The sequence below is a fragment of the Castellaniella sp. MT123 genome (assembly GCF_039614765.1).
Lineage (GTDB): Bacteria > Pseudomonadota > Gammaproteobacteria > Burkholderiales > Burkholderiaceae_B > Castellaniella.
The window spans coordinates 685,891-711,861 of the sequence record NZ_CP154879.1; the positions used below are offsets into that span (position 1 = coordinate 685,891).

The 25,971-nt window shown below is 62.1% G+C and carries 27 protein-coding genes; 5 read left to right on the top strand and 22 right to left on the bottom strand.

Features of this window, described 5'->3' with window-relative positions:
- Nucleotide 1: 1 nt before the first annotated feature.
- A complete protein-coding gene (locus tag ABCV34_RS03065) occupies nucleotides 2-340 on the top strand; it encodes a P-II family nitrogen regulator (protein WP_345798684.1) in 339 nt (112 codons plus the stop codon).
- A 133-nt stretch (nucleotides 341-473) separates the two neighbouring features.
- Nucleotides 474-1,205 carry a pseudouridine synthase gene (locus ABCV34_RS03070; protein WP_345797785.1) on the top strand — a complete coding sequence of 244 codons (732 nt, stop codon included), beginning with the start codon at nucleotides 474-476 and terminating at the stop codon, nucleotides 1,203-1,205.
- Here the strand turns inward: ABCV34_RS03070 and rlmJ are convergent.
- Together rlmJ and ugpQ are read right to left on the bottom strand one after the other, a co-directional pair.
- Nucleotides 1,178-2,158 carry a 23S rRNA (adenine(2030)-N(6))-methyltransferase RlmJ gene (gene rlmJ / locus ABCV34_RS03075; protein ID WP_345797786.1) on the bottom strand — a complete coding sequence of 327 codons (981 nt, stop codon included), beginning with the start codon at nucleotides 2,156-2,158 and terminating at the stop codon, nucleotides 1,178-1,180. The two genes, ABCV34_RS03070 and rlmJ, sit on opposite strands and share 28 nt — an antisense overlap.
- A 9-nt stretch (nucleotides 2,159-2,167) precedes the next feature.
- The gene (gene ugpQ / locus ABCV34_RS03080; protein ID WP_345797787.1) at nucleotides 2,168-2,935 is read right to left on the bottom strand and encodes a glycerophosphodiester phosphodiesterase; all 768 of its coding nucleotides are present in this window, start codon (nucleotides 2,933-2,935) and stop codon (nucleotides 2,168-2,170) included.
- 283 nt (nucleotides 2,936-3,218) lie between these two features.
- Between ugpQ and ABCV34_RS03085 the strand changes: the two genes are divergently transcribed.
- Nucleotides 3,219-5,174 carry a SurA N-terminal domain-containing protein gene (locus tag ABCV34_RS03085; RefSeq protein ID WP_345797788.1) on the top strand — a complete coding sequence of 652 codons (1,956 nt, stop codon included), beginning with the start codon at nucleotides 3,219-3,221 and terminating at the stop codon, nucleotides 5,172-5,174.
- Between the two features lie 80 nt (nucleotides 5,175-5,254).
- Complete coding sequence (locus tag ABCV34_RS03090; RefSeq protein WP_345797789.1) at nucleotides 5,255-6,097, top strand: trimeric intracellular cation channel family protein; 843 nt, start codon at nucleotides 5,255-5,257, stop codon at nucleotides 6,095-6,097.
- Between the two features lie 10 nt (nucleotides 6,098-6,107).
- Here ABCV34_RS03090 and ABCV34_RS03095 read toward each other — a convergent pair whose 3' ends face one another.
- The 6 genes from ABCV34_RS03095 to ABCV34_RS03120 form a co-directional block, all read right to left on the bottom strand.
- Nucleotides 6,108-8,372 carry a bifunctional (p)ppGpp synthetase/guanosine-3',5'-bis(diphosphate) 3'-pyrophosphohydrolase gene (locus ABCV34_RS03095; protein WP_345797790.1) on the bottom strand — a complete coding sequence of 755 codons (2,265 nt, stop codon included), beginning with the start codon at nucleotides 8,370-8,372 and terminating at the stop codon, nucleotides 6,108-6,110.
- A gap of 18 nt (nucleotides 8,373-8,390) precedes the next feature.
- On the bottom strand, nucleotides 8,391-8,594 hold the full coding sequence (rpoZ, locus tag ABCV34_RS03100; RefSeq protein WP_345797791.1) for a DNA-directed RNA polymerase subunit omega: 204 nt from the start codon (nucleotides 8,592-8,594) through the stop codon (nucleotides 8,391-8,393).
- An 11-nt stretch (nucleotides 8,595-8,605) separates the two neighbouring features.
- Nucleotides 8,606-9,253 (bottom strand): guanylate kinase, encoded by a 648-nt coding sequence (gene gmk, locus ABCV34_RS03105; RefSeq protein WP_345797792.1) that lies wholly within the window; start codon nucleotides 9,251-9,253, stop codon nucleotides 8,606-8,608.
- Between the two features lie 33 nt (nucleotides 9,254-9,286).
- Nucleotides 9,287-9,619, bottom strand: a complete 333-nt coding sequence (locus tag ABCV34_RS03110; RefSeq protein WP_345797793.1) for a hypothetical protein — start codon at nucleotides 9,617-9,619, stop codon at nucleotides 9,287-9,289.
- 48 nt (nucleotides 9,620-9,667) lie between these two features.
- Nucleotides 9,668-10,453 (bottom strand): exodeoxyribonuclease III, encoded by a 786-nt coding sequence (gene xth / locus ABCV34_RS03115; RefSeq protein ID WP_345797794.1) that lies wholly within the window; start codon nucleotides 10,451-10,453, stop codon nucleotides 9,668-9,670.
- A gap of 137 nt (nucleotides 10,454-10,590) precedes the next feature.
- Nucleotides 10,591-10,818, bottom strand: coding sequence for an excisionase family DNA-binding protein (locus ABCV34_RS03120; protein WP_066452519.1), 228 nt, complete (start codon nucleotides 10,816-10,818; stop codon nucleotides 10,591-10,593).
- An 894-nt stretch (nucleotides 10,819-11,712) separates the two neighbouring features.
- On the opposite strand from ABCV34_RS03120, the gene ABCV34_RS03125 reads away from it, so the two are divergent.
- Nucleotides 11,713-11,949 carry a YdaS family helix-turn-helix protein gene (locus ABCV34_RS03125; RefSeq protein ID WP_066459935.1) on the top strand — a complete coding sequence of 79 codons (237 nt, stop codon included), beginning with the start codon at nucleotides 11,713-11,715 and terminating at the stop codon, nucleotides 11,947-11,949.
- 69 nt (nucleotides 11,950-12,018) lie between these two features.
- Here ABCV34_RS03125 and ABCV34_RS03130 read toward each other — a convergent pair whose 3' ends face one another.
- The 14 genes from ABCV34_RS03130 to ABCV34_RS03195 form a co-directional block, all read right to left on the bottom strand.
- Nucleotides 12,019-12,504, bottom strand: coding sequence for a cytochrome c (locus ABCV34_RS03130; RefSeq protein ID WP_084386836.1), 486 nt, complete (start codon nucleotides 12,502-12,504; stop codon nucleotides 12,019-12,021).
- Nucleotides 12,505-12,584: 80 nt separating this feature from the next.
- A complete protein-coding gene (locus tag ABCV34_RS03135) occupies nucleotides 12,585-13,166 on the bottom strand; it encodes a M23 family metallopeptidase (protein WP_084386835.1) in 582 nt (193 codons plus the stop codon).
- Nucleotides 13,167-13,321: 155 nt separating this feature from the next.
- Nucleotides 13,322-13,561 carry an SHOCT domain-containing protein gene (locus ABCV34_RS03140; RefSeq protein WP_232305139.1) on the bottom strand — a complete coding sequence of 80 codons (240 nt, stop codon included), beginning with the start codon at nucleotides 13,559-13,561 and terminating at the stop codon, nucleotides 13,322-13,324.
- Nucleotides 13,562-13,571: 10 nt separating this feature from the next.
- A complete protein-coding gene (locus ABCV34_RS03145; protein ID WP_084386795.1) occupies nucleotides 13,572-14,045 on the bottom strand; it encodes a DUF302 domain-containing protein in 474 nt (157 codons plus the stop codon).
- A 10-nt stretch (nucleotides 14,046-14,055) separates the two neighbouring features.
- Nucleotides 14,056-14,556 (bottom strand): hypothetical protein, encoded by a 501-nt coding sequence (locus tag ABCV34_RS03150; RefSeq protein ID WP_066459611.1) that lies wholly within the window; start codon nucleotides 14,554-14,556, stop codon nucleotides 14,056-14,058.
- A gap of 685 nt (nucleotides 14,557-15,241) precedes the next feature.
- A complete protein-coding gene (locus ABCV34_RS03155) occupies nucleotides 15,242-15,916 on the bottom strand; it encodes an isoprenylcysteine carboxylmethyltransferase family protein (RefSeq protein WP_066459612.1) in 675 nt (224 codons plus the stop codon).
- A 305-nt stretch (nucleotides 15,917-16,221) separates the two neighbouring features.
- Nucleotides 16,222-17,019 (bottom strand): prolipoprotein diacylglyceryl transferase, encoded by a 798-nt coding sequence (gene lgt, locus ABCV34_RS03160; protein ID WP_345797795.1) that lies wholly within the window; start codon nucleotides 17,017-17,019, stop codon nucleotides 16,222-16,224.
- 60 nt (nucleotides 17,020-17,079) lie between these two features.
- The gene (locus tag ABCV34_RS03165) at nucleotides 17,080-18,102 is read right to left on the bottom strand and encodes a bifunctional enoyl-CoA hydratase/phosphate acetyltransferase (protein ID WP_066459617.1); all 1,023 of its coding nucleotides are present in this window, start codon (nucleotides 18,100-18,102) and stop codon (nucleotides 17,080-17,082) included.
- Nucleotides 18,103-18,110: 8 nt separating this feature from the next.
- Nucleotides 18,111-19,301: an acetate/propionate family kinase gene (locus ABCV34_RS03170; protein WP_066459618.1), complete on the bottom strand. Its 1,191-nt coding sequence runs from the start codon at nucleotides 19,299-19,301 to the stop codon at nucleotides 18,111-18,113.
- A 4-nt stretch (nucleotides 19,302-19,305) separates the two neighbouring features.
- Nucleotides 19,306-20,940: a DUF3141 domain-containing protein gene (locus ABCV34_RS03175; RefSeq protein WP_232305141.1), complete on the bottom strand. Its 1,635-nt coding sequence runs from the start codon at nucleotides 20,938-20,940 to the stop codon at nucleotides 19,306-19,308.
- A 242-nt stretch (nucleotides 20,941-21,182) separates the two neighbouring features.
- Complete coding sequence (locus ABCV34_RS03180) at nucleotides 21,183-23,615, bottom strand: copper-translocating P-type ATPase (protein WP_180984224.1); 2,433 nt, start codon at nucleotides 23,613-23,615, stop codon at nucleotides 21,183-21,185.
- 343 nt (nucleotides 23,616-23,958) lie between these two features.
- Nucleotides 23,959-24,459: a TPM domain-containing protein gene (locus tag ABCV34_RS03185; RefSeq protein ID WP_066459619.1), complete on the bottom strand. Its 501-nt coding sequence runs from the start codon at nucleotides 24,457-24,459 to the stop codon at nucleotides 23,959-23,961.
- Between the two features lie 2 nt (nucleotides 24,460-24,461).
- Entirely contained in the window at nucleotides 24,462-25,292 is an 831-nt protein-coding gene (locus ABCV34_RS03190) for a TPM domain-containing protein (protein WP_066459661.1), read from the bottom strand.
- A 23-nt stretch (nucleotides 25,293-25,315) separates the two neighbouring features.
- A complete protein-coding gene (locus tag ABCV34_RS03195) occupies nucleotides 25,316-25,948 on the bottom strand; it encodes a LemA family protein (protein ID WP_066459621.1) in 633 nt (210 codons plus the stop codon).
- Nucleotides 25,949-25,971 lie beyond the last annotated feature (23 nt).

A 25,971-nucleotide genomic window follows, 5' to 3' on the forward strand; every position in this document is an offset into this window, starting at 1 on the left:
CATGAAGCAGATCACAGCCATCGTCAAACCCTTCAAGCTCGACGAGGTGCGCGAGGCCCTGTCCGAACTGGGGGTCAATGGCCTGACCGTGGCCGAGGTCAAGGGCTTCGGCCGTCAGAAGGGCCATACGGAACTGTATCGCGGGGCCGAATACGTGGTCGATTTCCTGCCCAAAATCCGTATCGACGTGGTGGTGGCGGCCGATCAGGTCGATGGCACCATCGAGGCCATCATCCGCGCGGCCCGCACCGGCAAGATCGGCGACGGCAAGATCTTCGTCACGCCGGTCGAACAGTCCATCCGGATCCGGACCGGGGAAACCGGCGTCGAGGCCTTGTAGCGTCAGGCCGGCCCGCCGGCGTCCAATTCCATCACGCCCGCGGTGTGGGTTCCGATAGGCGGGCTCATGGGGGCGATACGATGGCGGGTGGTACGGATGCGGCCATGGGGCTCACGCTACAATGAGCACCATCATGGAACCTGTCCGAATTTCGAAATTGATGGCCCAACGCGGCCTGTGCTCCCGTCGCGAGGCCGACGCCTACATCGAGCGAGGCTGGGTCCGGGTCGATGGCCGGGTTGTGAGCGAGCTCGGCACGAAGGCACTGCCGTCGGCCCGTATCACCCTCGAGCGCCAGGCTGCCCGTCGCCAGACCGACAAGGTCACCATCATCCTGAACAAGCCCGTCGGTTATGTCTCGCATCAGTCCGATCAGGGATACCGCCTGGCCGCGTCCCTGATCCGCGCCGACACGCTGTTTCATGCGGGGCAGAGCAGGCGCGCCTTTGATCCGTCCCATGTGCGGGGGCTGGCACCCGCCGGCCGTCTGGACATCGACTCGCAGGGCCTGCTGGTGCTGACCCAAGACGGCCGGATCGCCCGCCAGCTGATCGGCGACGACTCGTCGATCGAGAAGGAATATCTGGTGCGGGTGACCGGGCGCCTGTCGGCGGGCGGCCTGGCGCTGTTGAATCACGGCCTGACCCTCGATGGGCAGGCGCTGCGCCCCGCCCAGGTCAACTGGCAGAACGACGACCAACTGCACTTCATCCTGCGCGAAGGCCGCAAACGGCAGATCCGCCGTATGTGTGAGCAGGTCGGCCTGAAGGTCGTCGGCCTGAAGCGGGTGCGTATGGGGCAGGTCGTGCTGGGCGATCTGCCGGTTGGGCAATGGCGTTATTTGCGCGAGGGAGAGCGCTTCTGAACGTTCCGTACCGGACGCTGCCGGGGACCCGGATCAGCCGGCTCGCGGGTGACCACCTGGTGTGGGATGGCCTCGTGCGGGCCTTCGGCAGCCGCGGCTCGCGCCGCGCTCGTGTCCAGACTGAAGCGCGCATGATCATCTTGCGCCAGCACGGTGCGCAGCCAGGGCAGGGCGGTGCGCAGCTCGGCTTCCAGCGTCCAGGGCGGATTCACGATGAACATGCCGCTGCCATGCAGGCCCACGCCGTCGGCTGACGGCTTGCACACCGTCAGGGATGCATTCAACCAATCCACGGGCAGCCGTTCCAGGGCACGAACCATTTCGTGTGCCTGGGTGCGTTGCACCAGCGGATACCAGATGACGAAACAGCCCTGGGCAAAGCGCTGCAGGCCGTCGCGCAGCGCCTGCAACACGTGGCGGTAGTCCTGTTTGTCTTCGTATGACGGATCGATCAGGATGAGTCCACGCCGCGGAGGCGGCGGCAGCAGGCGCTTCAGGCCTGCAAAGCCGTCCTCGCGGGCCACAGCGACCTGGCTGCGCGAGGCACGGACTTCGTGCCTGAGGGTGTCTTCCAGAACCTGGCCCTCGGTCGGGTGCAGTTCGAACAGCCGCAAGCGGTCCTGGGGGCGCATGGCATGCAGCGCCAGGCAGGGCGAGCCGGGATAACGGTTGGCCACGCCATCGGGGTTGAAATCCTGGATGGCGCGCAGATATCGTGCCACCAGTTCCGGCGGCTGCGGTGCACCCAGCAGGCGGTCCAGCCCTTCGGTGACCTCGCCGCTCTGGCCCGCCCAGTCGCCGTCCAGCGCATACAGGCCGGCGCCGGCATGCGTGTCGATGACCCAGTAAGGCGTATCCTTATGGTTGAAATAATCCAGGACCTGCACCAGGATCGCGTGCTTTAGCACGTCGGCGTGGTTGCCGGCGTGGAATGCGTGTCGGTAGCTAAACATCGGGTCAGTTTACCGGTCTTGGCCGGTTGTTTGTGGCCGGACCAGGTCCAGCGCATCGGTGAACACGGCATGGCAGCCCCATGCCAGCAGCTCGCGCGCGCGGTCCGGGTCGTTGACGGTCCAGACCGCCAGGGTCGCGCCCTGATCCAGGATGTCGCGCACGACGGCTTCATCGGCGTGCCGGGTATCGATATTCAGCCCGATGCAGCCCAGCCCGATCTGCCGGGCGCGCCAGTCGGCGGGCACCGGCCCTTCGATGAGCAGTGCGCGGGGCAGATCGGGGACGGCAGTACGGGCGGCCTCCAGCGAGGTCTCCGAAAACGAGGACAGCAGCGGCGGTAGAGCGGCCTGGGCCCACAGGCTGGCGGCGGCCTGAGCGACGGCCGTGCCGGTCTGGGTTTCGTGGCCGGTTGACGGCTTGATTTCGATATTGCTGTGCATGCCGCGCGCCAGGGTGTAGCGGGCGATCGACAGCAGGGTTGGAGCGGGTTCGCCGGCAAAATCCGGGCCGTGCCAGCTGCCGAAATCGGATCCGGCCAGTGTCTTCCAGTCCAGCCGCGCAGCCAGGCCCTGGCCGTCCGACGTGCGGTCGATGCTGTCATCGTGCAGCAGGAAAGGGACCCCGTCCTGGCTGAGCTTGACGTCGTATTCCGCCATCCGGAAGCCATGGGCCACGCCAGTGCGCATGGCGGCCAGGGTGTTTTCGGGGGCGAGCCGGCCACCGCCGCGGTGGGCGATGTAGGCGGGCCAGGGCCACGCGGTATGGGAAGTGGGCATGATGGGGGCGCTGTCAGGCAATGAAAATACAGTTTGGCCATTTTAGCGGGTTGCCCGGACGCCGGACGGGCTGATCCGCGTGCGCGGCGGCGGTCGCCTCCGGCGGCGGGATCCCGGCATCGGAGTCCTCTGGACGCTGGGGCACGGCCTTGGCGTCACGGTGTTAAACTGCGATGCATTTCCGGCCGTCGGTTCGGTCAGCCAGCCTGGGCGACAATGTTCGCCTTTTTTGTTTCGGATCGCCCCGACTGCCTGTCGGTCATCCTCAGCGGGACCTTAGCCCATGTTCGATTTCATTCGTACGCACCAGCGCCTGATGCAGCTGGTCCTTCTGATCCTGGTGGTGCCGTCGTTCGTGTTTCTGGGAATCAGCGGCTATTCCGTCGTGACGGCCGATCCGGCGGTCGCCAAGGTCGGCAAGTTGACCGTCACCCAACAGGAATTCACGCAGGCGCAGCGCAATCAGCTGCAGCAGATGCAGGAAAGCAGCCAGGGGCGCTTCGACCCGGCGCTGCTGGACAACCCCCAGGCCCGCCAGGCCCTGATGGATCAGTTGATCGATCGGAAGGTTCAGGTCGCGGTTGCGACCCAGGATCATTTCAGCGTATCGGACAATACATTGCGCCACGCAATCGCGGTTATGCCGCAGCTGCAGGTGGATGGGCAGTTTTCCTCGGACCGCTATCACGAGGTGTTGGCGTCGGTCGGCATGACGCCCCGGGATTTCGAGGCCGGACAGCGGGCCGAACTGGCACTGAATACGGTACTGGGGCCGGTGCGGGATACTGCGACGCTGCCGCAGCCGGTGCTCGACAGCCTGAAACGCGCCCTCACCGAGGAACGGATCGTGCGCCTGCGGGTGTTCCAGGCTGACGACTACCGCAAGGGCGTCACCATCAGTGCGGATGACATCAAGGCCTGGTACGAGGCCCACCAAGACGCGCTGCGCCTGCCCGAGCAGGTGTCCGCCGACTATCTGGTGCTCGACGAGGCGGCAGCGGTCGCCAGCGTGCCGGCGATCAGCGAGGCGCAGCTGAAGGACTATTACGAGCAGAACAAGGCCCGATATGTGATTCCAGCCCGGGTCAACGTCAGCCACATCCTGGTGAAACTGCCTGCCGGGGCGTCGGACGAGGCAGCCAAGGCGGCGCTCGCCACAGCCCAGGACATCGCTCGTCGGGCGCGAGCCGAGCCCGCTCAGTTTGCCGGACTGGCGCGCAAGGAATCCCAGGATGCCGGGACCGCGCGCGAGGGGGGGGTGTTGGGCTGGATCCAGCGCGGCACCTTGCCGCTGGATATGGAGCAGGCCGTCTTCGCCTTGAAGCAGGGCGGGATCTCGGACCCGGTCAAGGGGCCGGACGGCTACCATATCTTCATGGCCAATGAAGTGCAGCCTGAAAAGGGCGAGACCTTCGACCAGGCGCGCGCCAAGGTCGAGACCGAGGTTCGCCGCCAGGTGGCCGCTGACCGCTTTGCCGATATGGCCACAAAACTGACCGGCCTGGTCTACGACAATCCGTCCAGTCTGGACCCTGCCGCCAAGGATCTCGGCCTGCAGGTCGGCCAGGCCCAGGGCATTGCCAGGGATCGTCTGCTCACCACCGACGAAGTCGGTCCCAAGGCGGCGGCCGCCTCGAAGGATGCCGCCATTCTGGGGGATGCGCGGGTGCGCCAGGCGCTCTTCAGCACCCAGGTGCTGACCGACAAGCAGAACTCGGGCGTGATCGAGATTTCACCGGATACGATGGTCGTGGTGCGGGTCGGCGCGGTGACGCCTGCGCACGTCCCTGCGCTGGACAAGGTTCAGGCGCATATCCGCGCCCAACTGGAAAACGAACGTGCGCAGGCCGCCGCCGTCACCGAGGGCGAAAAGGTCCTCGCCGAGCTGCGGAAGAAGTCCTCTTCAGACGGCTTCCAGGCCCCGGTCACGCTAAGCCGGCTGGATCCGGCCGGTCTGAACAAAGTGGTGCTGGACGCGGCCTTTGCCGTGCCGCACCAGAGCCTTCCCGCCTATGGCGGTGTGTCCCTGCCGAAGGCCTACGCCATCGTGCAGGTGGATCAGGTGAAGGCAGGCACGACCGACAAACCGGCCCTGGACGGACTGGGTACTCAATTGTCCCAGCTCTGGGGCGGCGCCGAGGAAAAGGCCGTCATGGCCGATCTGCGCAAGACCCTGGGCGTGAAGATCACGGCCGAGGGCCATAAATTGATCGAGCGCGGGGAAGGCGGCTCGAACTGATTCAAATACCGCCATACGATGCCAGCGCCTGTTGATTGATTGAAACGGACGCTGGCATGTGAAAACGGTCGGCGTATGATTTGCTGGATGTCGTCGTTAATAGCCCTTGCCTGGAGCTTGACAGTGATGGACAAGAATCCCGCATACGGAAACGAAACTCCGCTCGTCAGTCTGGCTGCGCATGCGTGGCCTGCTGCCGTCTAAAAGACATTCACCGCGCCGCCATGCCTCCCATCCCTCCCATCCCTCCCATCCCCCACGCCCATGCCATAGTCCTGATACTGGATCTCGGCGGTACGTTCGTGTTCGCCGTCAGCGGCGCCATGGTCGCCGTCAGGCGTCGCCTGGATATCCTGGGGATGCTGGTTCTCGCGTTTGTCACGGGCAATGTGGGCGGCATGACGCGGGATCTGCTGATCGGTGCCGTGCCGCCGGCGGCGATCGAAAACTGGACATATCTGGTGGTTTCGGTTGTGGCGGGTCTGATCACGTTCCTCTGGTATCCGGTCACGGATCGGCTTCGTTATCACATGCTGTGGTTCGACGCGATCGGTCTGGCTTTCTTCGCCGTGTCCGGCACCGAGAAGGCGCTGGTCTATGGCATCAATCCTGCCATGGCGGCCATCCTTGGCATGCTGACGGGGGTGGGTGGCGGAATGTTGCGGGACATTCTCGTCACGGAAATCCCCGTTGTCTTGCGAGCGGATCTTTATGCCCTGGCGGCGCTGGCCGGGGGCGCCGTCGTGGTGGGCGGGCATTTGCTGCACGTCTCGCCGGTGATTTCGACACTGGCCGGCGGGGTTCTTTGCTTTTTACTGCGCTTCATGGCCATACGCCGTGGCTGGCATCTTCCGGAGGCAAGGCTGCCGACTCCACCGGGTGGGTCGGGATCCGGCCGTGATCATGATGATGAGGTGCATTGAAAGACCAGAATCAACCCTTTACTCGGACGATTTTTTGGACTTGGGGGACGTGCCGGATGGCGCGGATGACCTGAGCGAGGTGCTTGCGGCTATCCACCTGGACGGTCAGGTGCAACAGGGCGGTGGCGGCGGCCTCGTCGGGCATGGTGAGCTGGATGATGTTCGAGTCGGCTTCGGTGACTTCGGCGGCCAGGCGGCCCAGCACGCCGCGTTCGTTCAGGACCGTGATGTCCAGGCGGGTAGTCAGGTGGCGTGCCGTTTTGGCATCCCAGACGACGGGAATCCAGCGTTCGGGTTCCTTGGCCTGCTGACGCAGCGCCACGGGGCAGTCGGCCATGTGGACCACCAGGCCGTGCCCCAGACGGATGCCGCCGATGATGGCATCCCCAGGCAGCGGGCCGCAGCAGTGCGCCAACTGGACCGCCTGGCCCTCGTTGCCGTGGATGACGATGGGGGCGCTGGTCACCGAATTGAATTCATCCACCGCCATGGCAGTGGTTTCCAGCATGGCATTTTCGGGGGCGAAGCGCCGGGCGACGACGGCGGCAAGACGTTTCCCCAAGCCGATGTCGGCCAGGATCTCGGTGCGCGAGGCGCCGCCCGAGCCTTTGGCCAGGCGATCCCATTGCGGGTCGTCGTCCTTGGGATAGGTGATGCCCAACTGGTCGAAGGCCTGGTTCAGCAGGCGGCGGCCGAAGGCGATCGATTCTTCGTAGCGCTCGGTGCGCAAGTAGTGGCGGATTTCCGAGCGCGCCCGGCCGGTGCGCACGTAGTTCAGCCACTGGGCGCTGGGGCGCGAAGCCGAAGACGTCATGATTTCCACGGCATCCCCGCTGTGCAGTTCGGTGCGCAGGGGTGAAAAGTCGCCATTGATCTTGCAGGCGACCGCATGGTTGCCCACGTCGGTGTGGATGGCGTAGGCAAAATCCACCGGGGTGGCACCCCGGGGCAGGGACAGGATTTTGCCCTGCGGCGTGAACACATACACCGCGTCGGGGAACAGGTCGACCTTGACGTGTTCCAGGAACTCGCCGGAATCCCCTGTCTGACTCTGGATGTCCAGCAGCGATTGCAGCCACTGGTGGGTCCGTTTCTGCAGGTCGTTGAGCGAAGTGCCCTGTTCCTTGTAGAGCCAGTGAGAAGCCACGCCCTCTTCGGCGACGTGATCCATGTCGCGGGTGCGGAACTGGAATTCAATCGGCGTGCCGTAAGGGCCGATCAGGGTCGTGTGCAGGGACTGGTAGCCGTTGACCTTCGGGATGGCGATGTAGTCCTTGAATTTGCCCGGGACCGGACGGTACAGCTGATGCAGCGTCCCCATGGCCAGATAGCATTCCGGCAGGGTGTGGACGATCACTCTGAAACCGTAGATGTCGAGCACGTCGGAGAACGATTTTTTCTGCTCGACCATCTTTTTATAGATGCCGTACAGGGATTTCTCGCGGCCGTTGACCTCGGCATCCAGTCCGGCTGCCGGCAGCGCCGCGCGTACGGTCTCGGCGATCTTCGAGATGACCTCTCGGCGGTTCCCGCGCGCCGCCATCATGGCCTTGTGCAGGACGTCGTAGCGGTTTGGGTAGATGGCCTTGAAGCAGCGATCCTGCAGTTCGCGAAACAACGCGTTCAGACCCAGGCGATGGGCAATCGGTGTGTAGATATCGAGAGTTTCGCGGGCGACCCTGCGGCGCTTTTCGGGGGCAACAGCGTCCAGAGTCCGCATGTTGTGCAGCCGGTCGGCGATCTTGATCAGGATGACGCGAACATCGCGCGCCATCGCCAGCAGCATCTTGCGAAAGGATTCCGCCTGCTGTTCGGCCTTTGTCGCGTATTCCAGGCGTTCCAGTTTGGTCAGGCCGTCGACGATGTCGGCGACTTCGCCGCCGAATTTTTCGGCCAGTTCCTGCTTGGATATTCCCTGATCCTCGATCACGTCGTGCAACAAGGCTGCCATCAGCGAGTCGGCATCGAGTTTCCAGCCGGCGCAGATTTCAGTGACGGCGATCGGGTGCGAAATATAAGGTTCGCCGCTTTCGCGGAATTGCCCCAGGTGGGCATTGTCAGCAAAGCGGTAGGCCTCGCGGACCCGTTCGATGTCGCGTGGCGACAGATAGCCCGCGATGATCTGCTGCAGTCCTGCCAGCGATGCGATCGGACTGGGGGCGGAGACGGGCAGCGCGGCGGTGGCGTTGGGCGGTGTGCGCCGGCGCAGTCGGGGGCCTTTGCGCAGAACCGCCAGCAGTCCGGAGGATGCGCCGCGAAAGCCTGAAAACGCCATGAGGCCCCCGGGTGTCGATCAGGTGGGGACCTTGCGCAGCATCTCGGTGCCGACCTGGCCCTGGGCGATTTCGCGCAGCGCGGTGACCGTGGGCTTGTTGTGGCTCTGGATGTGCGATTCATGACCCTGGGCCAGTTCGCGGGCGCGATAGGTGGCCACCAGGGTGAGGTCGAAACGGTTGGGGACCTGCTTGAGGCAGTCTTCTACAGTGATGCGGGCCATGAGATTCCTGATCAGCTTGCGTTGGTGATGGGTTTGCGGATGCCGAGTTGCATGAACAGGTCGGCATGGCGCACGGATTGCGCGGCATAGCGCAAGCGAGCCGCCGAAACGACGTCCCGCAATTGCTGTAACGCTACGCTAAATTCTTGATTAATAATAACATATTCGCAGTCAGAGGCATGCGCCATTTCGCCCCCGGCTGCCAGCAAGCGGCGGGCGATGACCTGCGGTGCATCCTGGCCGCGTTTGTTCAGCCGGGTCTCCAGCGCCTCGATCGAGGGCGGGAGAATGAAAATGCCGATCGCCTGCGGATAGTGGTGGCGGACCTGCAGGGCGCCTTGCCAGTCGATTTCCAGGATGATGTCGGTGTCGTTGGCGATGGCCTGGGCGACGCGATCACGCGGAGTGCCATAGAAATTGCCGTGGACCTCGGCCCATTCCAGCATGTCGCCCCGGTCGCGCATCGCCTGGAAGGTTTCCACCGACACGAACCGGTAGTGTTCCTGGTCGCGTTCACCTGGCCGCGGGGCCCGCGTGGTGCAGGAAATCGACAGCGACAGGCTGGGGTCCTGGGCCAGCAGAGCGTTGACCAGGCTGGATTTCCCCGCCCCGCTGGGGGCGACCACCATGAAAATATTGCCGGCGTGCTGCCTCGTCATATCCGGGTTCCGTCAGTGTGTCGGCGCGTCTGGTCAGGACGCCACGTTTGCGGCGGGATCCTGACCCAGTTCGGCCAGCGTGTCGGCGTAGGCCTGCGGCCCGGTACACAGGAAGACGATGGCGTCGCCAGGGTTCAGGTTGAAGAGCACATCCTGGATCTGTTCGGATGCATCGTCGCCATCGTGGATGGCCGCCACGTGTACGTCGCCTTCGCTCTGGAACTGTTCGGCCGGCACCAAATCGGCCACCTGTTCGACGTCCGCGTCGCGCTGCGCGACGTAGACGCGGAAAGGCAGGTCTTCCAGGGTAATGTCCAGGATCAGCCCTTGGTCCAGATGGGCAATCAGTCGGCTGTCAAGCGGCATGGGATCAGGTGCGACGAAAAGGGCTTTTGATTATAAACGGTCCCGGCGTCAGCTCATGTCGAAGCGGGCGACCACGGGGGCGTGGTCCGACGGCTTTTCCCACCCGCGAGGTGTCTTGTCCACCACGCATTCGGTGCAGCGTGCGGCCAGATCCGGCGTTGCCAGGATGTGATCGATCCGGACGCCCATGTTGCGGCGGAACGCCATCTGACGGTAATCCCACCAACTGAAGATCTTGGGAGCCTGATCAAACAGCCGGAAAGTATCCCGCAGTCCCAGGTCGAGCAGGGATCGGAATGCCTTGCGTTCCGGTTCCGACACCAGGATGTTGCCGACCCAGGCTTCCGGGTCGTGCACGTCCGCGTCGGTCGGGGCGACGTTGTAGTCCCCCAGGATGGCCAGATCCGGGTGGCGCTCGATTTCGGCGTTCAGCCAGCGCTGCAGGGCCTGGAACCAGTCCAGCTTGTAGGCGTATTTATCGCTGCCAACCGCCTGGCCATTGGGGCAATAGGCGCTGATGACGCGCACAGGGGGGCCGGCCGGATCGGTCAGCGTGGCGGCGATGATCCGCTGCTGTGGATCGTCGTAGCCGGGGATGTTGCGCTGCACGTCCACCAGCGGCGTCCGGCTGAGGATCGCCACCCCGTTATAGGTCTTCTGGCCAGCCCAGCACGCGTGGTAGCCGATCTCCCGCAGCGCATCGTGCGGAAATTTTTCGTCGGGCAGCTTCAGTTCCTGCAGACACAGGGCATCGACCGGGTTCGCCTGCAGCCAGTCGATGACGTGGCCCAGGCGGACGTTGAGGGAGTTGACGTTCCAGGTGGCGAGTTTCATGCGATGAGTATTACTTTTGTTAATCAGATAGTTATCACATCAGCACAAGCCGCGTTTTTGCTCTAGCTACCCACCTGGCTACCCAGTTTGAACCCGGTGGGCGTTTTTCTCTGTGTTGCGTGAATACGACTATGGTATCAGCACGGCGTCTTGTTTCGCTCGATCATGGCATGGAGGCTGGTGGCGGTGATGCCGCTGGAGCGCTTGCCGATCTTGACCAGCTCCAGCTCGCCGTCATGCACCAGTCGATAGATGGTGGAGCGTGAGACCCCCAGTTTTGCCTCCGCCACGTTGATGCGGTAAAGCAGCGCCCGTGTTGCTGGGCGGTGGGGAGGGTGAGCGGTGAAGGTGCGTGCTACTGTCATAAGTCGATCCTTTCGGGATGGCTGGTAAAAATAGGGGTTCGAAAATGTAAGTACGGGCACTTTGGTAGATGCCCGGAGGGACGCCTGCCAAAGCGGGCTCGCCGGAGCCCTGGGGGCCGACCCGCCAAGATGCCGCGATGGGGGTCGGGTGCTTGGATCACCCCCGGTAGGGCCAGACGCTGGCCCGCCGGTGGCGGCTCGTCTGGATGCCGGGGACTGCGGTCTTTCCCGCTGTCGTCAAAGGATTACGTCGCCATCCCTGAGTTTGGGCATTCATATGAATGCACCGGGCGCGTCCCGTTGTGGGAAGTCCTCGCCGCACGCGGCCATCCATGCCCCACGCGAGGGGCTGGCTGTGATTGGCGGATTTCATCGGTTTTGCTTCAACCCCGATGCCTTACAGGTTGCTGCGCAGTCGCGTGCCGCGTGATCGGGCAGGGCGCAGTATTCATCGCTTGTTGCTTGTTAAAGAGCTGGTCTGCGTTGAGCAGTTAAAGCTATTGTCAGCATTTTGATTAGTTTTGTCAATAGGTAATCAGCTGATTGATTTTTCAAGCAATTCAAGGTTCTACTGGAGGGTGCTAAAGCTTAGCGAATACCACTACGAGTGGAGGATACGAGGCCAGGGCAAATTGTTTACGGCTGTTACTATCCCGCGGCAAACGAAAGATCATAAAATCGTCAGTCCCCCAGGGGGGCAGGAAAAACGCTTGGTTCAGATCGGTGCAGATTGTTTCATGCGATGAATGCCGTTTTCTGACCTGCAGTTACAAATTGACTAGCCGGTGCTGAACTTTGGCGCTGCAAAACGGCACAAATAAACAACGCGTCGTCATATCTTAATAACGAATTTATCTAATAAAATCCATGTTAAACACATGGTTATGGAAGCATATGCGGGATTTTCAGCCTGTTCGTGATGCCTGTGAAGTGATGGGCGGGATGACCCCATTGGCCAAGAAGTTAGGGTTACCTGTACAGGTAGTCAGCAGCTGGGCGGCAGGTACACGTCCGGTGCCAATCATCCGCTGTGTGGAGATCGAGGAATTGACGGGCGGTGCTGTCACTCGGAAGCAGCTGCGTCCGGATGACTGGTGGCAGATCTGGCCGGAGTTGCGGGGGGAGGATTGAATCGCATGGGTTGCAGGTGATGCGCAGCGATTGCACAAGGCAAAGCAATAGAGCATCTTCGCCGGGCACTTACTGCCTCGGTTGCAGCGTGATTTCTTTCTGTGCAGCCAGTGCTTTAGGTGGCCAGGAGCTCTTGATATAGGCCAACACCGCCGCTATATCGGGGTCGCTCAATGACTGGCCATAGGCTGGCATATCGCTCACATATCCGGGTGGCGCGGTTTTCCCAGGCACCAGGCCGTTTTTGACAATGTCAATCAAAAGCGCATCTGGATGATGCCAAGTGTGCCCTGCTTTATCGTGCGGCGGCGCGGGTAATCGTCCGTTTGGCTTGCGCGTGCGCCAGTCATTCTGGCCTTCAAGCCGTGCTCCATGGCATGCGGCACAATTATTGGTGTAGATTTGTCTACCACGGACCAAGAGTGTTTGATCGGACGGGTCAATATAAGCCAGTTTTGAACTCGATGCCGACTGGTACATGAACAGACCGGTACCGAGTGCCAAAAAACCAAGCGCACCAAGGAACACAGCGGCTTTTTTCGTGACTATTGTCATTGGAATCGTCCTTGCTCACTTTGCTGTACGGTGAATGTAGCTTGATGGACTACGATTGTTCGGGCGCCGGACCTGACGCTTCATTTTTGGGTGTGGGCGGCCAGTTGCCGCTTTTGTCGAACAGGGTCTACCGGCTGATTATTGACACGCAATTCATAGTGCAGATGGGGGCCACTGGACGTTCCGGTAGAACCGACATACCCAATGATTTGTCCCTTGTCGACATATTCGCCTTTCTCCAAACTATTTTTGAAACGGCTTTGGTGGGCGTAGACAGTAGAATAGATATTGTTATGCTCTACAAAGATCACTTTTCCATATCCGCTCTGAATGCCGATGAAGGATATCCTGCCGCGAGCTGTCGCCCGGATGGGTGTGCCTTTCGGGGCAGGGTAATCAATACCTTGGTGGCCTGCCCACTTGCCAGACACGGGATGGAATCGATAACCAAATGCCGAGCTGATGCGTGTTCGTTCGCTCAGTGGCGTGTCGAAAAAAATCTTCCGCAGATTTTCCAGCCGGGAAGTCGCTTTGTGCGAGTGTTGACCGAGTACATGAGCTGGATCATCGACGATAGAGATTTGCCTCACGCCTGATGCGGCGGCAGTGCTTGTCAAAAAAAAGCCGGCGATAAGAAACAGATTTCTTGATATGGTATACATGCCAATTCGAACGGATTAAACCGTATCTGGTGATCAAGGCAGTCCTGATCTGTTCGGTTGATACAAACGGCACTGGCCTGTAGTTTCAAGACAGGCCCTGACATCGCATGAAAGCTTTTAACTGTTTGACGAGATATCTTTGTCCTGTGCCTGGTTTATTTTGTGTGCCTGGCATCGCGATCAAGCAAGCCCTTGCGTTCTTCGTACTCGCGGGGCGTGATCTCACCGTTCGCCAGGTGGCGCTGCAGCATTTCGTGGGGCGACTCGCGCGCGCGTCTGTGCCGCCCGCTCGTACGCCCCCAGCCGTAGAACACGATGATGCCGACCAGCGCCAACCAGAAGATCCACCAGAAAAAGTGCATGCCGCCCATGAAGAAGCCGCCGTTGTAAACCATGTGCACTCCCTCAGCCCTTGGCTGCCGGGGTTGTGCTACTGGCCAGTGCAGATTTCACCCGCTCAAGCCGATCGCGCACCTCGTGGGCGATGCGCCCGACCTCGGGGTTCGAGGTCATCTGCAACACCGCAACGGGGTCCATGAAGGCAACGACCAGGCGACCGTCGGCCTCTTCACGCACGACGACGTTGCAGGGCAGCAGCAGGCCGATGTCGGGTTCAGCCTCCAGGGCGCGGTGGGCCAGCGGCGGATTGCAGGCGCCGAGGATGCGGTAGGGTCGCCCCTCGATGCCCAGCTTGGCCTTCATCGTGGCCTGCACGTCGATCTCGGTCAGGACGCCAAAGCCTTCGGCTTTCAGCGCTTCGGTGACGCGGGCGACGGCCGTCACAAAGTCCTTGTCCTGGATGTCACAGCGAAAACCATAGGGGGTGGCAGGTGGCTGTTGCGCGCTTGCTGCCGTGTGAGGGGAATTTGAAGTACTCATGGCTGATTCCTCATTTTGTTGCAGGAAGCGCCTGCAGGCGGTCTGTCATCATCTGCATCATGGACTGCATCATGTCCATACGCTGCTCCAGCATGTCCTGGCGGGTGGCCATGTCGGCCGACTTGCCCGGCGCTGCGCCTGTGCTCATGCCACTGCCCATGCCGCGGCCCATCATGCTCATGCCGCCCATGCTACCCATCATATTCATGCCGCCTTGCATGAGTTTCATCTGCTTGGCCATCAGCGCACTGTGCTCCTCGGGCGTCTTCGCGGCCAGCATTGCATCGTGCATCTGCTGCATGGCCTTCATCTGGCTGGCATAGTCGGGGGCAGTCGTGCCCGCGCGCATACCTGCGCCCGGGCTACCCGATTGCGCCTGAGCAGCCTGCGCGACGGTGTCATTTGCCGGATGATGGCTGTCGTTTTGATCGCCATTGGCAGCCCAGGCCGGGGCGGTCAGGGCTGCACTGGTCAGAACGGCAATAGATGCAAAGGTACGGAGGTAGGTCATGTTGAACTCCTGGTCAGCTAGAGACAGTTGCGACTGTCAGGGTGCGGCAGCTAATAAACAACTGACGCATGTATTGCATTGATATATGAAAGTTTAGCGAAGCGCTTATGTCGATCTGATGACACCAGCATGACAATGTCGTAATGTAATGGCGGTGCAGGCTTGGTTAGTAGGTCGTGGTCGTCAACGAGTCCCGCAGGATCTGCTCTGCCTGCCTGGATGTGTTCAAATGGCATCGTGGCCCTCGGGATCCTCCTCAAAACTCGCAGTGTGATGTGGAACGCGTGCGAGATATTCGTCATTGTCCGGTGTCCCAGCGCCGCTTGAAGAAGTTGTAGATCGGCACGTACACCATCCCGGCATACGCCCCGTACAGGAAGCTCTCCTAATGAGGATGTGGTTCGCGGCTACCGCCCGTGGCGCTCGGCGGGTTCCCTACGGCCTTTGGGTCGGCGGTCCTGTTCGCGTCGCGATCTTCGCCAGAACCCGAGCCATGGCCTCCACCATGTCCTCCATGGCACCCGTGTCCGAACAAGTGCATGGCAATGAACGCCACTCCAAACAGTACCCAGATCCAGTTCTCTGTTAGCCAAGCCATTTCCAGCTCCTTTCGTTGAGATCGTTCAGACGTCGACCTTTCGTTCTGGACAGCCGCGCAAGGCGGCGAGCGATTGGTCTTGGCATGTCAATGCCGCGGCAGTTCCTGCTCGCTGCCGCCCCTGGAGCGCTCGACCAGTCGCCGCCACTGGCCGATTCGCGGAATGAACATCGGAACGCGTCGCCGATAGGCGCGATACTCATCGCCGAATTCCGCCAGCACGCGTTTCTCCTCATTTCGTGCAAGCAGCCAATAGATCAGCACAATCACGGGAAATAGCGTCACCGAGAAGATCGTCGGCCAATGCACGACGCCCTCGCCAAAGAGGCCAATGAACAGGCCGGTGTACTGAGGGTGCCTGACCAGCGCATACAAGCCACCGGTGGCGAGACGCTTCTCCTTTTGCGCACGGTAGAGCTCGCGCCAGCCCTGGGCGAACAAACCAATGCCGACAAACAGCAAGAGATAGCCGAGCAGCATCGAGATCATCATGCCCAGCTCACCCACGCCCAGCAGCGTGGACCAGAGACTGGCGCTCAGATTTGCACTGTCTAGCCCGAAGAACCGGACCATCAGATAGATGGTGAGCGGGAAGCCGTACATCTCGGCGTACAGTGCGATGATGAATGCCTGCACGAGTCCCGCGCTGGCCCATTCACGCCAGGTCTTCGGAGCCAGGTAGCGGTAGAAGAACCAGGACGCAATCACGATCATGATCGCTGCAATGCCCCAGACGCTTGAATGAGAGATCGATTCATCCATGATGGATGTCCTTTTGAAGCGCTGTGAGGGATCGCCCTGTGTACGGTGCCAGACTCCGTTTGAAGCCGGATGTCCGAGTCTTGAGCGCGTACGACGCCGAGGAGGGTAAAGCGATGGAAAGTGGTGGCTGGTGTTTCACGTGTGTGCATCCTGTGATCGGAACGAGCAAGATATCGAGGTCGGCCGCTTATACGCGACCCACGCAACTATTGCATTGATGTATAAGAGTTTAGTGAAGCGCTCATGTCGATCGGATGACGCTGCGATGACAACTTTGCAATGTTCACCACCTCAGACTGAGACAGTCACGGCGTCAGTGCCTGGGCCGATCGTCTTGCGGCCCACCAGTAAATAAAAATTCCGAAGAGAATCATGGGTAATGAAAGTAACTGGCCCATCGACAGGCCACCCGCGAATAAGCCGAGATAGTTATCCGGCTCGCGGGTGAACTCCACCATAAATCTAAAGACCCCGTAGCCCATCAAGAACACCGCACTTGTTTGCCCGATCGGACGTGGCTTGCGTGCAAACCACCAGATAAGTGCAAACAGCGCAAAGCCTTCGAGTCCCATTTCATAGAGTTGCGATGGGTGGCGTGCGATGCCGTCCCCCGTTTGTGGAAACACCATGCCCCAAGGCACTGTGGTGGCGCGGCCCCATAGCTCGCCATTGATAAAGTTGCCCAGGCGCCCAGCAGCCAGGCCCAAAGGGATGAGTGGCGCGACAAAGTCGCCAATCTCCAGCAGTGTGCGACCGCGCTTGCGGGCAAAGATCAGCATGGCCACGATTACGCCCAGCAGACCACCGTGAAACGACATGCCGCCTTCCCATAGGTAGAGCGCCGAGAGCGGGTGGCTCAGGTACTCGCCCGGTTTGTAAAACAGTACATACCCCAGGCGCCCGCCAATCACCACGCCTAGCACGCTGTAAAAGATGATGTCCTCGAGATCGCGTAGGGTCAGGCCGCAGGGGTGATGCCGGATGCGCCAGCGGCCCAGCAGCCATGCCAGGGCAAAGCCGGTGAGATACATCAGGCCATACCAGTGGATGGCAAGTGGTCCGATTTGCAAGGCGATGGGGTCGATCTGGGGGTATTGCAGCATGGATGTGGCCCGATTAAAAGATTACCGTGGATTAGTCATGTTCCAACGTCTGGGCGTCCATCAGCACACCTCCTTGGGGCAACAAGCCGACTCGGGTTGCGGGGCACAGGGGAAGGCGGATTCCGTCTCCGGCACGATTGGGATCGGCAGCCGGATTCCCGCCCGGTACATCAGCGCCGCGACGCCCAGTCCCGCCAGGCGTGCCGCCGGCGGGTCGGCCCGAGAACTCAGCACTACCGGCACCGTCAGTCCCATGACCACCCCCGCTGCGGTGGCGCCACCGTGGTACTCCAGGTTTTTCGCCAGAATGTTGCCCGAGACCAGGTCCGGCATCAGCAGGATATCCGCTTGGCCTGCCACCGATGACTCGATCCCTTTTTCCCGGGCTGCACGTTCGGAGATGGCGTTATCAAAGGCCAGTGGCCCGTCGACCTCGGCGCCAATGATTTGCCCGCGGCGGGCCATCAGCGTCAGGCAGGCCGCGTCCAGAGTGGAGGGGATGGCCGGGTTGACGGTCTCTACCGCCGAGATTACGGCCGCCCGGGGCACCTCGACGCCGATCATGTGCATCAGTGCGATGGCGTTCTGCAGAATCTGTGCCTTGGCGTTGAGGTCTGGCGTGATATTCACCGCTGCATCGCTGATGGCGAGCAACCGTGGGTAATTGGGTATATCTACCAGAAAGACGTGGCTGACGCGGCTGCCGGGCTGGCGCAGGCCGTGCTCGCTGTCGAGCAGGGCGCGCATGAAGGCATCGGTGTGGATGTGTCCCTTCATCAGCGCGTCGGCGCGACCGGCGCGCACGAGTTCCACCCCGCGGCGGGCGGCATCCGCCTCCGAGTCCGCTTCGATCACGGAGGCCAGGTCGAGCTCCCAGCCGAGCGTGGCTGCGACCTTGGCGATCTCGACGCAGCGACCGATCAGCACCGGTTCAGCGATTCCGAGTCGTACCGCATCGCGAAGTGTTTCCAGCACTGCAGCCTGTGCCGCGTTGACCACGGCGACCCGAATCGGGTCCCCGTGCCGTGCCTGCTGCACCAGGTCATCAAGCGTGGCCAATCGTTGGACGGCGTTATTGATCATGTTTCCTTTCATTGGTTGGCATACAGGCGCTGCACGTGCCGCGCGATCATCCGTTCTTCATCGGTGGTCACGGCTTCCACCTGGACCAGGCCCTCGGCGGCGGAGATCAGCGGCTCGGGCTTGCGATTGCGCCCTGGGTCCAGTGTCACGCCCAGATACGCCAGGCCATCGCAGATCTGCGCGCGGATGTCCGGCGCGTTCGCGCCGATGCCGCCGGTGAAGATCAGCCGGTCCAGCCCGCCGAGGGCGGCGCTCAGGGCGCCGATGAAGTGGCGCGCGCGATGACAAAAGAAGTCGATCGCCTGCGCGGCCTCTGGGGTGTCCTGACGGCGCGCCAGGAGCTCGCCCATATCGGCGCTCACGCCAGAGAGGCCCAGTAAGCCGCAGCGTTGGTAGAGCAATGACTGGAGAGCTTTAGGATCGAGTCCTTGCTGCCCGGCCAGATACAGCAGGATGCCGGGATCCAGATCGCCGCTGCGGGTACCCATAGGCATGCCGCCCAGAGCGCTGAAACCCATCGTCGTCTCGACGCTGCGCCCACCGCGGATCGCCGCCAAGGAGGCGCCGTTGCCCAGGTGCGCGACGATCAGGCGTTCGTCAAGTGCCGCTGGACCGTGGCGGCGCACCACATCCTCGACGATGAATTCGTAGGAGAGCCCGTGAAAGCCATAGCGACGCACGCCCTGGGCCTCGTACTCCCGAGGCAGTCCGGTATGCCGGGCGACCTCAGGCAGGCCGTGATGAAACGCCGTGTCGAAGCAGGCGAGCTGGGGTACGTTGGGAAAATGCGCGCGCATGGCGGCGATGCCGGCCAGGTTGTGCGGCAGATGCAGCGGAGCCAATGGAATCAGCGTGTCCAGACGACGCAGCAGTGTGTCGTCGATACGCTGCGAACAGTCACAGTCCGCCCCCCCGTGGACCACTCGGTGCCCGATGCCAACCAGATTCAGCCCTTCACCTTGCTGACGCAAGATCTCGTCGAGACGCGCAATGGCTGCCGCATGATCCGCGAATCGCACGTCGTTGTTCGCGAGGACTTGTTCCCGAGCGTCCACCACGCGGAACCGTCCCTGTTCAGTGCCGATGCCGCTGGCCTCCCCCCACAACTGACGATTGAGGCCATCGGCCAGGCCGAACACGGCGAATTTCAGGCTGGATGAGCCGCAGTTGACCACCAGGATGGATGGGCGCGTCGACATTTCCTTACACTTCCTTATTGTGGGAATGGGGTGTCTCTGTCTCGCTCTTGTCGAGCCATGACCCGCCATAGAGCCCCTCGAACACCTTCTCGAAGACGCTGTCGCGAGTCGTGCCAACCTGCGTCAGTGTCGAGGCGATCGAGTCGCTCACCAATGTCTCCCATTGCCGGTAGGGGCTGCTGCTATCGACCGGCGTTGGTGTGGTCTCCACCCTCTCGGCCAGCCACTTCACCCCGCCCATCCAGGGCGCGAAGCGTTCCGAGAACATCAGCCGGCTGGTCCGTGCCGGATGCAGCTGACGCAGCATTTTGGCCGACCAGGGGGTGGTGGCCAGCCGCACCCAGGGTCCGACGAAGGTCTCGTAGAGGGCCACGTTGTGCGCGGAGAGGGCTTTTACCTGCTTGAACGCCACCGTCTGGTCAGCGTAATCCAGGTCTTCCACTCGACGCTCCTCGAAACGCACCTGGAACTCGGGCTTGTGGCAGTCCGGGTCGCCAGTGGGATTGTCGATCTTCATCTCGTAGAGCCCCGGGGCAAGCTCATTGAGGTCGCCGACACTCTCGAGGATCGCCCGGTGCTCCAATCGTGCGACCTTGGCGGACACGAAGATTCCCAGATGGCCCACGTGTGGGTTGAGCAGATAGACGATGCGCTGATCGGCGGCCTTGAGCGCCTCGGTGCTCGGATACACCGCCGGGATCCAGTTGAGCGCCTGGTGCGGCGGGGTGATGTTGTCGCCGCTGGAGGCGAAGATCACCAGCGGGTTGCGGATGCGCTTGAGGTCGACGGTACAACCGGGGCAGATTTCAAACTCACCACGCTCGATCTGGTTACCGATGAAGAGATTCTCGACAATGGCAACGATCTCTTCCTTGCTCAGGCTATAGAAGCCGGTCCACCAGCGCTCAAAATCCAGAAAGCGCTCGCGCTGGCCATCGATGTCGGCAAATAACTGGTAATCCTTCTGCCACAAGGTATTTGCGGGCTTGAGGGATTCGAAGTTGGCCGCCAGATGGGCGCCGTCAAAACGCCCGTCCCCCAGGTCCGCCAGCAGGTGCGTCATCCAGGCGCCACCCAGCAGTCCGCCGGCCAGGCGCATGGGATTGACCCCGGATTCGCCAGACCAGTAAGACAGCGGTGAGCCGTTGAGTACCGCCGGTCCGACCAGACCTACGCAATCAGCCGAGAGCAGCGCAATGGCCCAGCCCGCCTGACAGTTGCCGTAGAGCACCGGTGGCTTGCCTGGATGCCGCTCGGCCAGCGTCTCGACGAAGCGTCGCAGGACATGCAGTACGTCTTCCAGCGTCTGCCCGGGCATGGGCTCCGGAAAGAAGATCACGAAGTAGACCGGGTGCCCCTCGTGCAGCGCCATGCCCACTTCGGAGTCTTGTTTGAAACCGCCGATGCCCGGGCCATGACCGGCGCGCGGGTCGACGATCATCACCGGCGGCTTGGTCTCGTCAAGGCAGTCTTCCAGACAGTCTTCGCCGACCCGGGTGATACGCAGCAAGGCATAGTTGGCGGGGCGCTCCAGTCGGCGGCCGTCCAGGATCATCTCGTAGTCGAAGTCGAGCAGTGGCGGCATGCCGGCCTGCTCATGCTCGAGCATGTTGTCGGCACGCTGGCGCAGGGTGTCCATGTAGCGCACGCCGCGCCGCCAGAGGTCGGTCTGGTAGGCGAGTAGTTCCGCTGCGGGATTGCTTGGAATGGTGGTGTGTTCGAACGCACGGGCAGGCTTCTGGTCGGCCGCCGTCTGGGAGGAAGCGGGTTGACGCTCGCGAGGAGCTTTACGCACCGCAGGGGTTTTGACTGTCGATAGTTTGGCATTCATTGTGGCTTACCTCGCGGTGTGCAAATCTGATTTAATTAAGGTGGCCTGGATCAAATCTTCTCGCGGCGCAGGCGCAGCGCATTCAAGACCACCGACAGCGAGGAGGCGGTCATCGCAAAGGCGGCAAACATGGGTCCGATCAGGATGCCGAAGAACGGGTAGAGGATCCCGGCGGCGATCGGCACACCCGCGCCGTTATAGATCAGTGCAAAGAACAGGTTCTGCCTGATGTTGCGCATGGTGGCCAGCGCCAGCTTGCGGGCGCGCACGATGCCATCGAGATTGCCCTTGACCAGGGTGAAACCCGCGCTTTCGATCGCCACATCGGCGCCGGTGCCCATGGCGATGCCGACATCGGCCTGCGCCAGCGCGGGGGCATCGTTGACCCCGTCGCCCGCCATCGCCACCCTGCGGCCTTTGGCCTGCAGCTCGCGGATGATGCGCGCCTTGTCCTCGGGCAGCACGTCGGCGCGGATTTCATCGATCCCCAGGCGCGCGGCTACCGCCTTCGCGGTGCGCTCGTTGTCGCCCGTGGCCATGATGATGTGAAAGCCCAGTTTGTGCAGTGCCTTGAGGGCATCGGGCGTGGTGGCTTTCACCGGGTCGGCGACGCTGACCAGCCCTGCGATGGCGCCGTCGAGCACCACGAACATGACCGTCTCGCCCTCGTCGCGGCGAGCGTTGGCGACGGCGGCCAGTGGGCCGCCATCGAGGCCCAGCTCGGCCATCAGCCTGGCATTGCCGAGCGCCACCTGGTGGCCATCGACCACACCTTTGACGCCCATGCCGGTCACCGCCTCGAAATCATCGGCCTTGCCCAATTCGACTCCGCGCTCCTCGGCGCCGGCGACGATGGCGTCGGCCAGCGGGTGCTCGGATCCTATTTCCAGCGTCGCCGCCAGCCGCAGCACCTCGGTCTCGTCGTGCCCGGCTTCGGGCAGCACGGCGACGAGCTTGGGCTTGCCTTCGGTCAGGGTGCCGGTCTTGTCGACGATCAGCGTGTCGACCTTGGCGAAGCGCTCCAGCGCCTCGGCGTTCTTGATCAGCACCCCCAACTGCGCACCGCGCCCGGTGGCCGTCATGATCGACATCGGCGTGGCGAGCCCCAGCGCGCAGGGGCAGGCGATGATCAGCACCGCCACCGCCGAGACCAGCGCGTAGGCCAAGGCCGGCACCGGCCCCCAGATCGCCCAGGCGATGAAGGACAAGACCGCAACGCCAATGACCGCGGGGACGAACCAGCCCGCCACCTGGTCGGCGAATTTCTGGATGGGCGCGCGCGAGCGCTGGGCATTGGCCACCATCTCGACGATCTGGCTGAGCGTGGTATCGGCACCGACCCGGGTGGCTTCCATGATGAGGCTGCCGGTACCGTTGATCGTGGCACCGGTGACCTTGTCGTCCTTGGTTTTTTCCACCGGAATTGGCTCACCGGAGATCATTGACTCGTCGATGGCAGAGCGGCCCTCGAGCACCATGCCGTCCACCGGCACCTTGTCGCCGGGGCGCACCCGCAGGTGATCGCCCACCCGCACGGCTTCCAGGGGGATTTCTTCCTCGGTGCCGTCAGCGCGGATTACCCGGGCGGTCTTGGCGGCCATGTCCAGCAGCGCGCGGATCGCCTTGCCGGTGCCTTCACGGGCACGCAGCTCCATGACTTGGCCAAGCAGCACCAGGGCAACGATGACTGCCGCGGCCTCGAAATAGATTCCGACCTGGCCGCTTACGGGGTCGCGAAAGCCTTCCGGGAAGATGCCCGGCACCAGCACCGCGACGATCGAGAAGAGATAGGCCGCGGCGACCCCCATGCCGATCAGGCTGAACATGTTGAGGTTCATGGTGCGAAACGAATTCCAGCCGCGCACGAAAAATGGCCAGCCCGACCACAGGATCACCGGGGTGCTGAACACGAGCTCGATCCACATCGAGGTTCGTTCACCGAAGAAGTCGCGAATCGCCGTGAGGCCCAGATAAGGAGCCATCGCCAGCACTAGCACCGGGATCGTGAGGACGGCCGCGACCCAGAAGCGGCGGGTGAAATCCACCAGTTCGGGATTGGGCCCCTCGTCGCCGGCCGCGGCGGATTCCAGCTCCAGGCCCATGCCACACAGGGGACAGGCGCCGTGCGTGGTCTGCCGCACCTCGGGGTGCATCGGGCAGGTGTAGACCGCACCGACATAGCCGGCGGGCACCTGGTCGTACTGGCCGCCGCGAACCGGCGCAGCGGTTTCATGGCCGGCTTGATGGGCGTGCCCGTGCCCGTGACCATGGCCATGACCCTTGTCATGGCGGGACTGCGCCTGTGGCTCGCCGCTTTGCACGGGCACCAGGTGCATGCCGCACTTCGGACAGTCACCGGGCTGATCGGAGATCACCTCGGGGTGCATCGGGCAGGTGTATTGGGTAGAGGTGGTGTATTGGGCAGCCCCTTGTTTACCGTGCTGCGCGTGTTCGGGTCGTTTTATGGGCTGCTGCTGAGTCATGGAGTCGTCTCCGTTACTGTGGGTAAGGCGGTGGCACGTACGGTCCTGTTTCGCGTAACCAATATTGCGTTGCCGTCTACACAAAAATCGTTGATGCATAAGATCACGCTGGCGCCTGGCATTGGGCGCTAATAAGCAACCCACGCAGCTATTGCATTGATATATAAGAGTCTAGCGAGGTGTTCATGTCAATCAGATGACACCATCATGACAATTCTGTAATGTCATGGTGGCGCAAGCTTGGTTGGTGCATCGTGACCGGTGACCGTCAGTGAGCCGAGACCCCATGATTTGATGACTCGTCTGGGCTGCCTTTGCGATTGATGCTCTTGCCCTGGCCGTGTCATCGCAGTACCGCTGGTTCATCGGGCAACTCGTTTGCGTATTGGCCACTGGCCGGGAAGTGTGTTACCAAGTGTTGTGTCACCATCCGGATACCATCCACCACACCACTTTCGAACTCGAATTGTTTGAAGGCGGATTCCATCTGACGGCACACCGCATTCCATTCGCCCTGGCTGACCTTCTCGTGAATGCCCCGGTCCGCCACGATCTCTACCGCGTGATCGGCGAGCAGCAGGTAGATCAACAAGCCGTTATTGTGTTGGGTGTCCCACACCCGAAGCTGCGAGAACAGCTCGATTGCCCGTTCACGGGCCGACTGTGCGTGCAACAGCGCGCGAAACTCCAGCGAACCCTCGATCGCGATGCGGATCTCGCCGTCGTGCCTGGCCTCGCTATCCTTGATCGCCCGCTCGATCGCCACCATTGCACTGCGGGGGAAGCACCGCTGGACATACCAGTCGGTTGTCAGCAGGTGACACACGATGCGCGGGCTCTTCATGGTCACCACCTGCCCGAGGCGCCACCGCCACCGAAGCCACCACCACCGCCGCGAAAGCCGCCGCCACGATGACCACGGCCGCCGCGGTATAGACCCCCCAACCCGTGCAAGGCCCGGCCGCCACCCATCAAGGTGAACAGCAGCGCCGCGATGGCCGAAAAAAGCGCGATCGATAGCGCACCGACCATGAGCCATGCCACCGCGCCCACCACACCGCCCGTGACGACAGCACCCGGTACCCTACCTATCGTCGAGCGCAGCAGACCGCCCAGGGCGAGGGCCACGATGAAGAGAACAGGGCCGTAGCGCTGGATGTCACCCTGGGGGGCAGGGCCCCTGTCTTCTGGCGCTGGCAAGGCCTCGCCGTCGACAGTGCGGATAATCTGCCCAACCCCGGCGGCGATGCCGCCGTAGAAGTCCTGCTGCCTGAATCGGGGCAGGATGAGCTCGCTGATAATGCGCCCGGAGGTGAGATCAGTGAGTGCGCCTTCCAGACCATAGCCGACCTCGATGCGCACTGTGCGGTCGTCTTTGGCCACCACAAGAATCGCGCCGTCGTCGACTTTTGCGCGTCCCGGTTTCCATTGCTCGGCAACACGCAACGAGAACTGCTCGATCTGCTCGGGTGCAGTCGATGCGACGATCAGCACCGCGATTTGTGTGCCTTTCCTGGCCTCGAAGTCGGTCAGCGCCTGCTCCAGCGTGGCCTTCTGCTCAGTGTCCAGGGTCTTGGTCTGGTCGATGACGTGCCCCGTCAATGGGGGCACGGGCACTTGCGCTATGGCAAGCGCGCTCCAGACGAGCGAACTGGCCAGCAGCAGGGCGCCGACAATCCGGCCTACCGTCTCGCCAATGGTCACCGCACCGCCCCGGACGTTGCCGGTATCGCACCGCCGACCGGTTTCTCAAAGCTGACGTTGGGTGGCTTTGCTATTTCCTTCTCGTTTTCGACAGTGAAGTTGGGCTTTTCCTTGTAGCCAAACAACATTGCAGTCAGATTGGAAGGAAAGGTTCGTACCGTCACGTTGTAGTCTTGCACGGACTTGATATAACGGTTGCGCGCTACGGTGATGCGGTTCTCGGTGCCTTCCAACTGTGCCGACAGGTCGCGGAATCCCTGGTTGCTCCGCAGGGCCGGGTAGTTCTCGGAGACAGCCATGAGCCGCGACAAGGCGCCCGTCAGCTGGCCTTGCGCCTGCTGGAATTTCTGGAACGCTTCGGGGTTGTTGAGCAGCTCGGCAGTCGCCTGAATCGAGGTGGCCCTTGAGCGTGCCTCGATCACTTGCGTCAATGTGCTCTGTTCGAAATTTGCCTCGCCCTTGACCGTGTTCACCAGGTTGGGGATCAGGTCCGCGCGGCGCTGATACTGATTGACCACTTCTGACCAACTCGCCTTGACTTGCTCGTCTGAACTCTGGAATGTGTTGTAGCCGCAGCCGGCCAGGCTCAGAGCCAGTATCGCCGCAAAAATGGCCTTCAGTATCCGCATGTTCGGGTCTCCATGTGAGAGAG

Bases quoted from the DNA above. Each gene is read 5' to 3' on its own strand.
- rpoZ (WP_345797791.1), bottom strand. From the start codon at position 8,594: ATGGCCCGCATCACTGTAGAAGACTGCCTCAAGCAGGTCCCCAACCGT.
- ABCV34_RS03095 (WP_345797790.1), bottom strand. From the start codon at position 8,372: ATGGCGTTTTCAGGCTTTCGCGGCGCATCCTCCGGACTGCTGGCGGTT.
- ABCV34_RS03165 (WP_066459617.1), bottom strand. From the start codon at position 18,102: ATGATCAATAACGCCGTCCAACGATTGGCCACGCTTGATGACCTGGTG.
- gmk (WP_345797792.1), bottom strand. From the start codon at position 9,253: ATGACGAGGCAGCACGCCGGCAATATTTTCATGGTGGTCGCCCCCAGC.
- ABCV34_RS03125 (WP_066459935.1), top strand. From the start codon at position 11,713: ATGCGGGATTTTCAGCCTGTTCGTGATGCCTGTGAAGTGATGGGCGGG.
- ABCV34_RS03185 (WP_066459619.1), bottom strand. From the start codon at position 24,459: ATGAAGAGCCCGCGCATCGTGTGTCACCTGCTGACAACCGACTGGTAT.
- ABCV34_RS03155 (WP_066459612.1), bottom strand. From the start codon at position 15,916: ATGGATGAATCGATCTCTCATTCAAGCGTCTGGGGCATTGCAGCGATC.
- lgt (WP_345797795.1), bottom strand. From the start codon at position 17,019: ATGCTGCAATACCCCCAGATCGACCCCATCGCCTTGCAAATCGGACCA.
- ABCV34_RS03065 (WP_345798684.1), top strand. From the start codon at position 2: ATGAAGCAGATCACAGCCATCGTCAAACCCTTCAAGCTCGACGAGGTG.
- ABCV34_RS03170 (WP_066459618.1), bottom strand. From the start codon at position 19,301: ATGTCGACGCGCCCATCCATCCTGGTGGTCAACTGCGGCTCATCCAGC.
- ABCV34_RS03135 (WP_084386835.1), bottom strand. From the start codon at position 13,166: ATGTATACCATATCAAGAAATCTGTTTCTTATCGCCGGCTTTTTTTTG.
- ABCV34_RS03195 (WP_066459621.1), bottom strand. From the start codon at position 25,948: ATGCGGATACTGAAGGCCATTTTTGCGGCGATACTGGCTCTGAGCCTG.
- ABCV34_RS03130 (WP_084386836.1), bottom strand. From the start codon at position 12,504: ATGACAATAGTCACGAAAAAAGCCGCTGTGTTCCTTGGTGCGCTTGGT.
- xth (WP_345797794.1), bottom strand. From the start codon at position 10,453: ATGAAACTCGCCACCTGGAACGTCAACTCCCTCAACGTCCGCCTGGGC.
- ABCV34_RS03085 (WP_345797788.1), top strand. From the start codon at position 3,219: ATGTTCGATTTCATTCGTACGCACCAGCGCCTGATGCAGCTGGTCCTT.
- ABCV34_RS03120 (WP_066452519.1), bottom strand. From the start codon at position 10,818: ATGACAGTAGCACGCACCTTCACCGCTCACCCTCCCCACCGCCCAGCA.
- rlmJ (WP_345797786.1), bottom strand. From the start codon at position 2,158: ATGTTTAGCTACCGACACGCATTCCACGCCGGCAACCACGCCGACGTG.
- ABCV34_RS03070 (WP_345797785.1), top strand. From the start codon at position 474: ATGGAACCTGTCCGAATTTCGAAATTGATGGCCCAACGCGGCCTGTGC.
- ABCV34_RS03150 (WP_066459611.1), bottom strand. From the start codon at position 14,556: ATGACCTACCTCCGTACCTTTGCATCTATTGCCGTTCTGACCAGTGCA.
- ABCV34_RS03140 (WP_232305139.1), bottom strand. From the start codon at position 13,561: ATGGTTTACAACGGCGGCTTCTTCATGGGCGGCATGCACTTTTTCTGG.
- ABCV34_RS03175 (WP_232305141.1), bottom strand. From the start codon at position 20,940: ATGGACACCCTGCGCCAGCGTGCCGACAACATGCTCGAGCATGAGCAG.
- ABCV34_RS03110 (WP_345797793.1), bottom strand. From the start codon at position 9,619: ATGCCGCTTGACAGCCGACTGATTGCCCATCTGGACCAAGGGCTGATC.
- ABCV34_RS03180 (WP_180984224.1), bottom strand. From the start codon at position 23,615: ATGACTCAGCAGCAGCCCATAAAACGACCCGAACACGCGCAGCACGGT.
- ABCV34_RS03145 (WP_084386795.1), bottom strand. From the start codon at position 14,045: ATGAGTACTTCAAATTCCCCTCACACGGCAGCAAGCGCGCAACAGCCA.
- ugpQ (WP_345797787.1), bottom strand. From the start codon at position 2,935: ATGCCCACTTCCCATACCGCGTGGCCCTGGCCCGCCTACATCGCCCAC.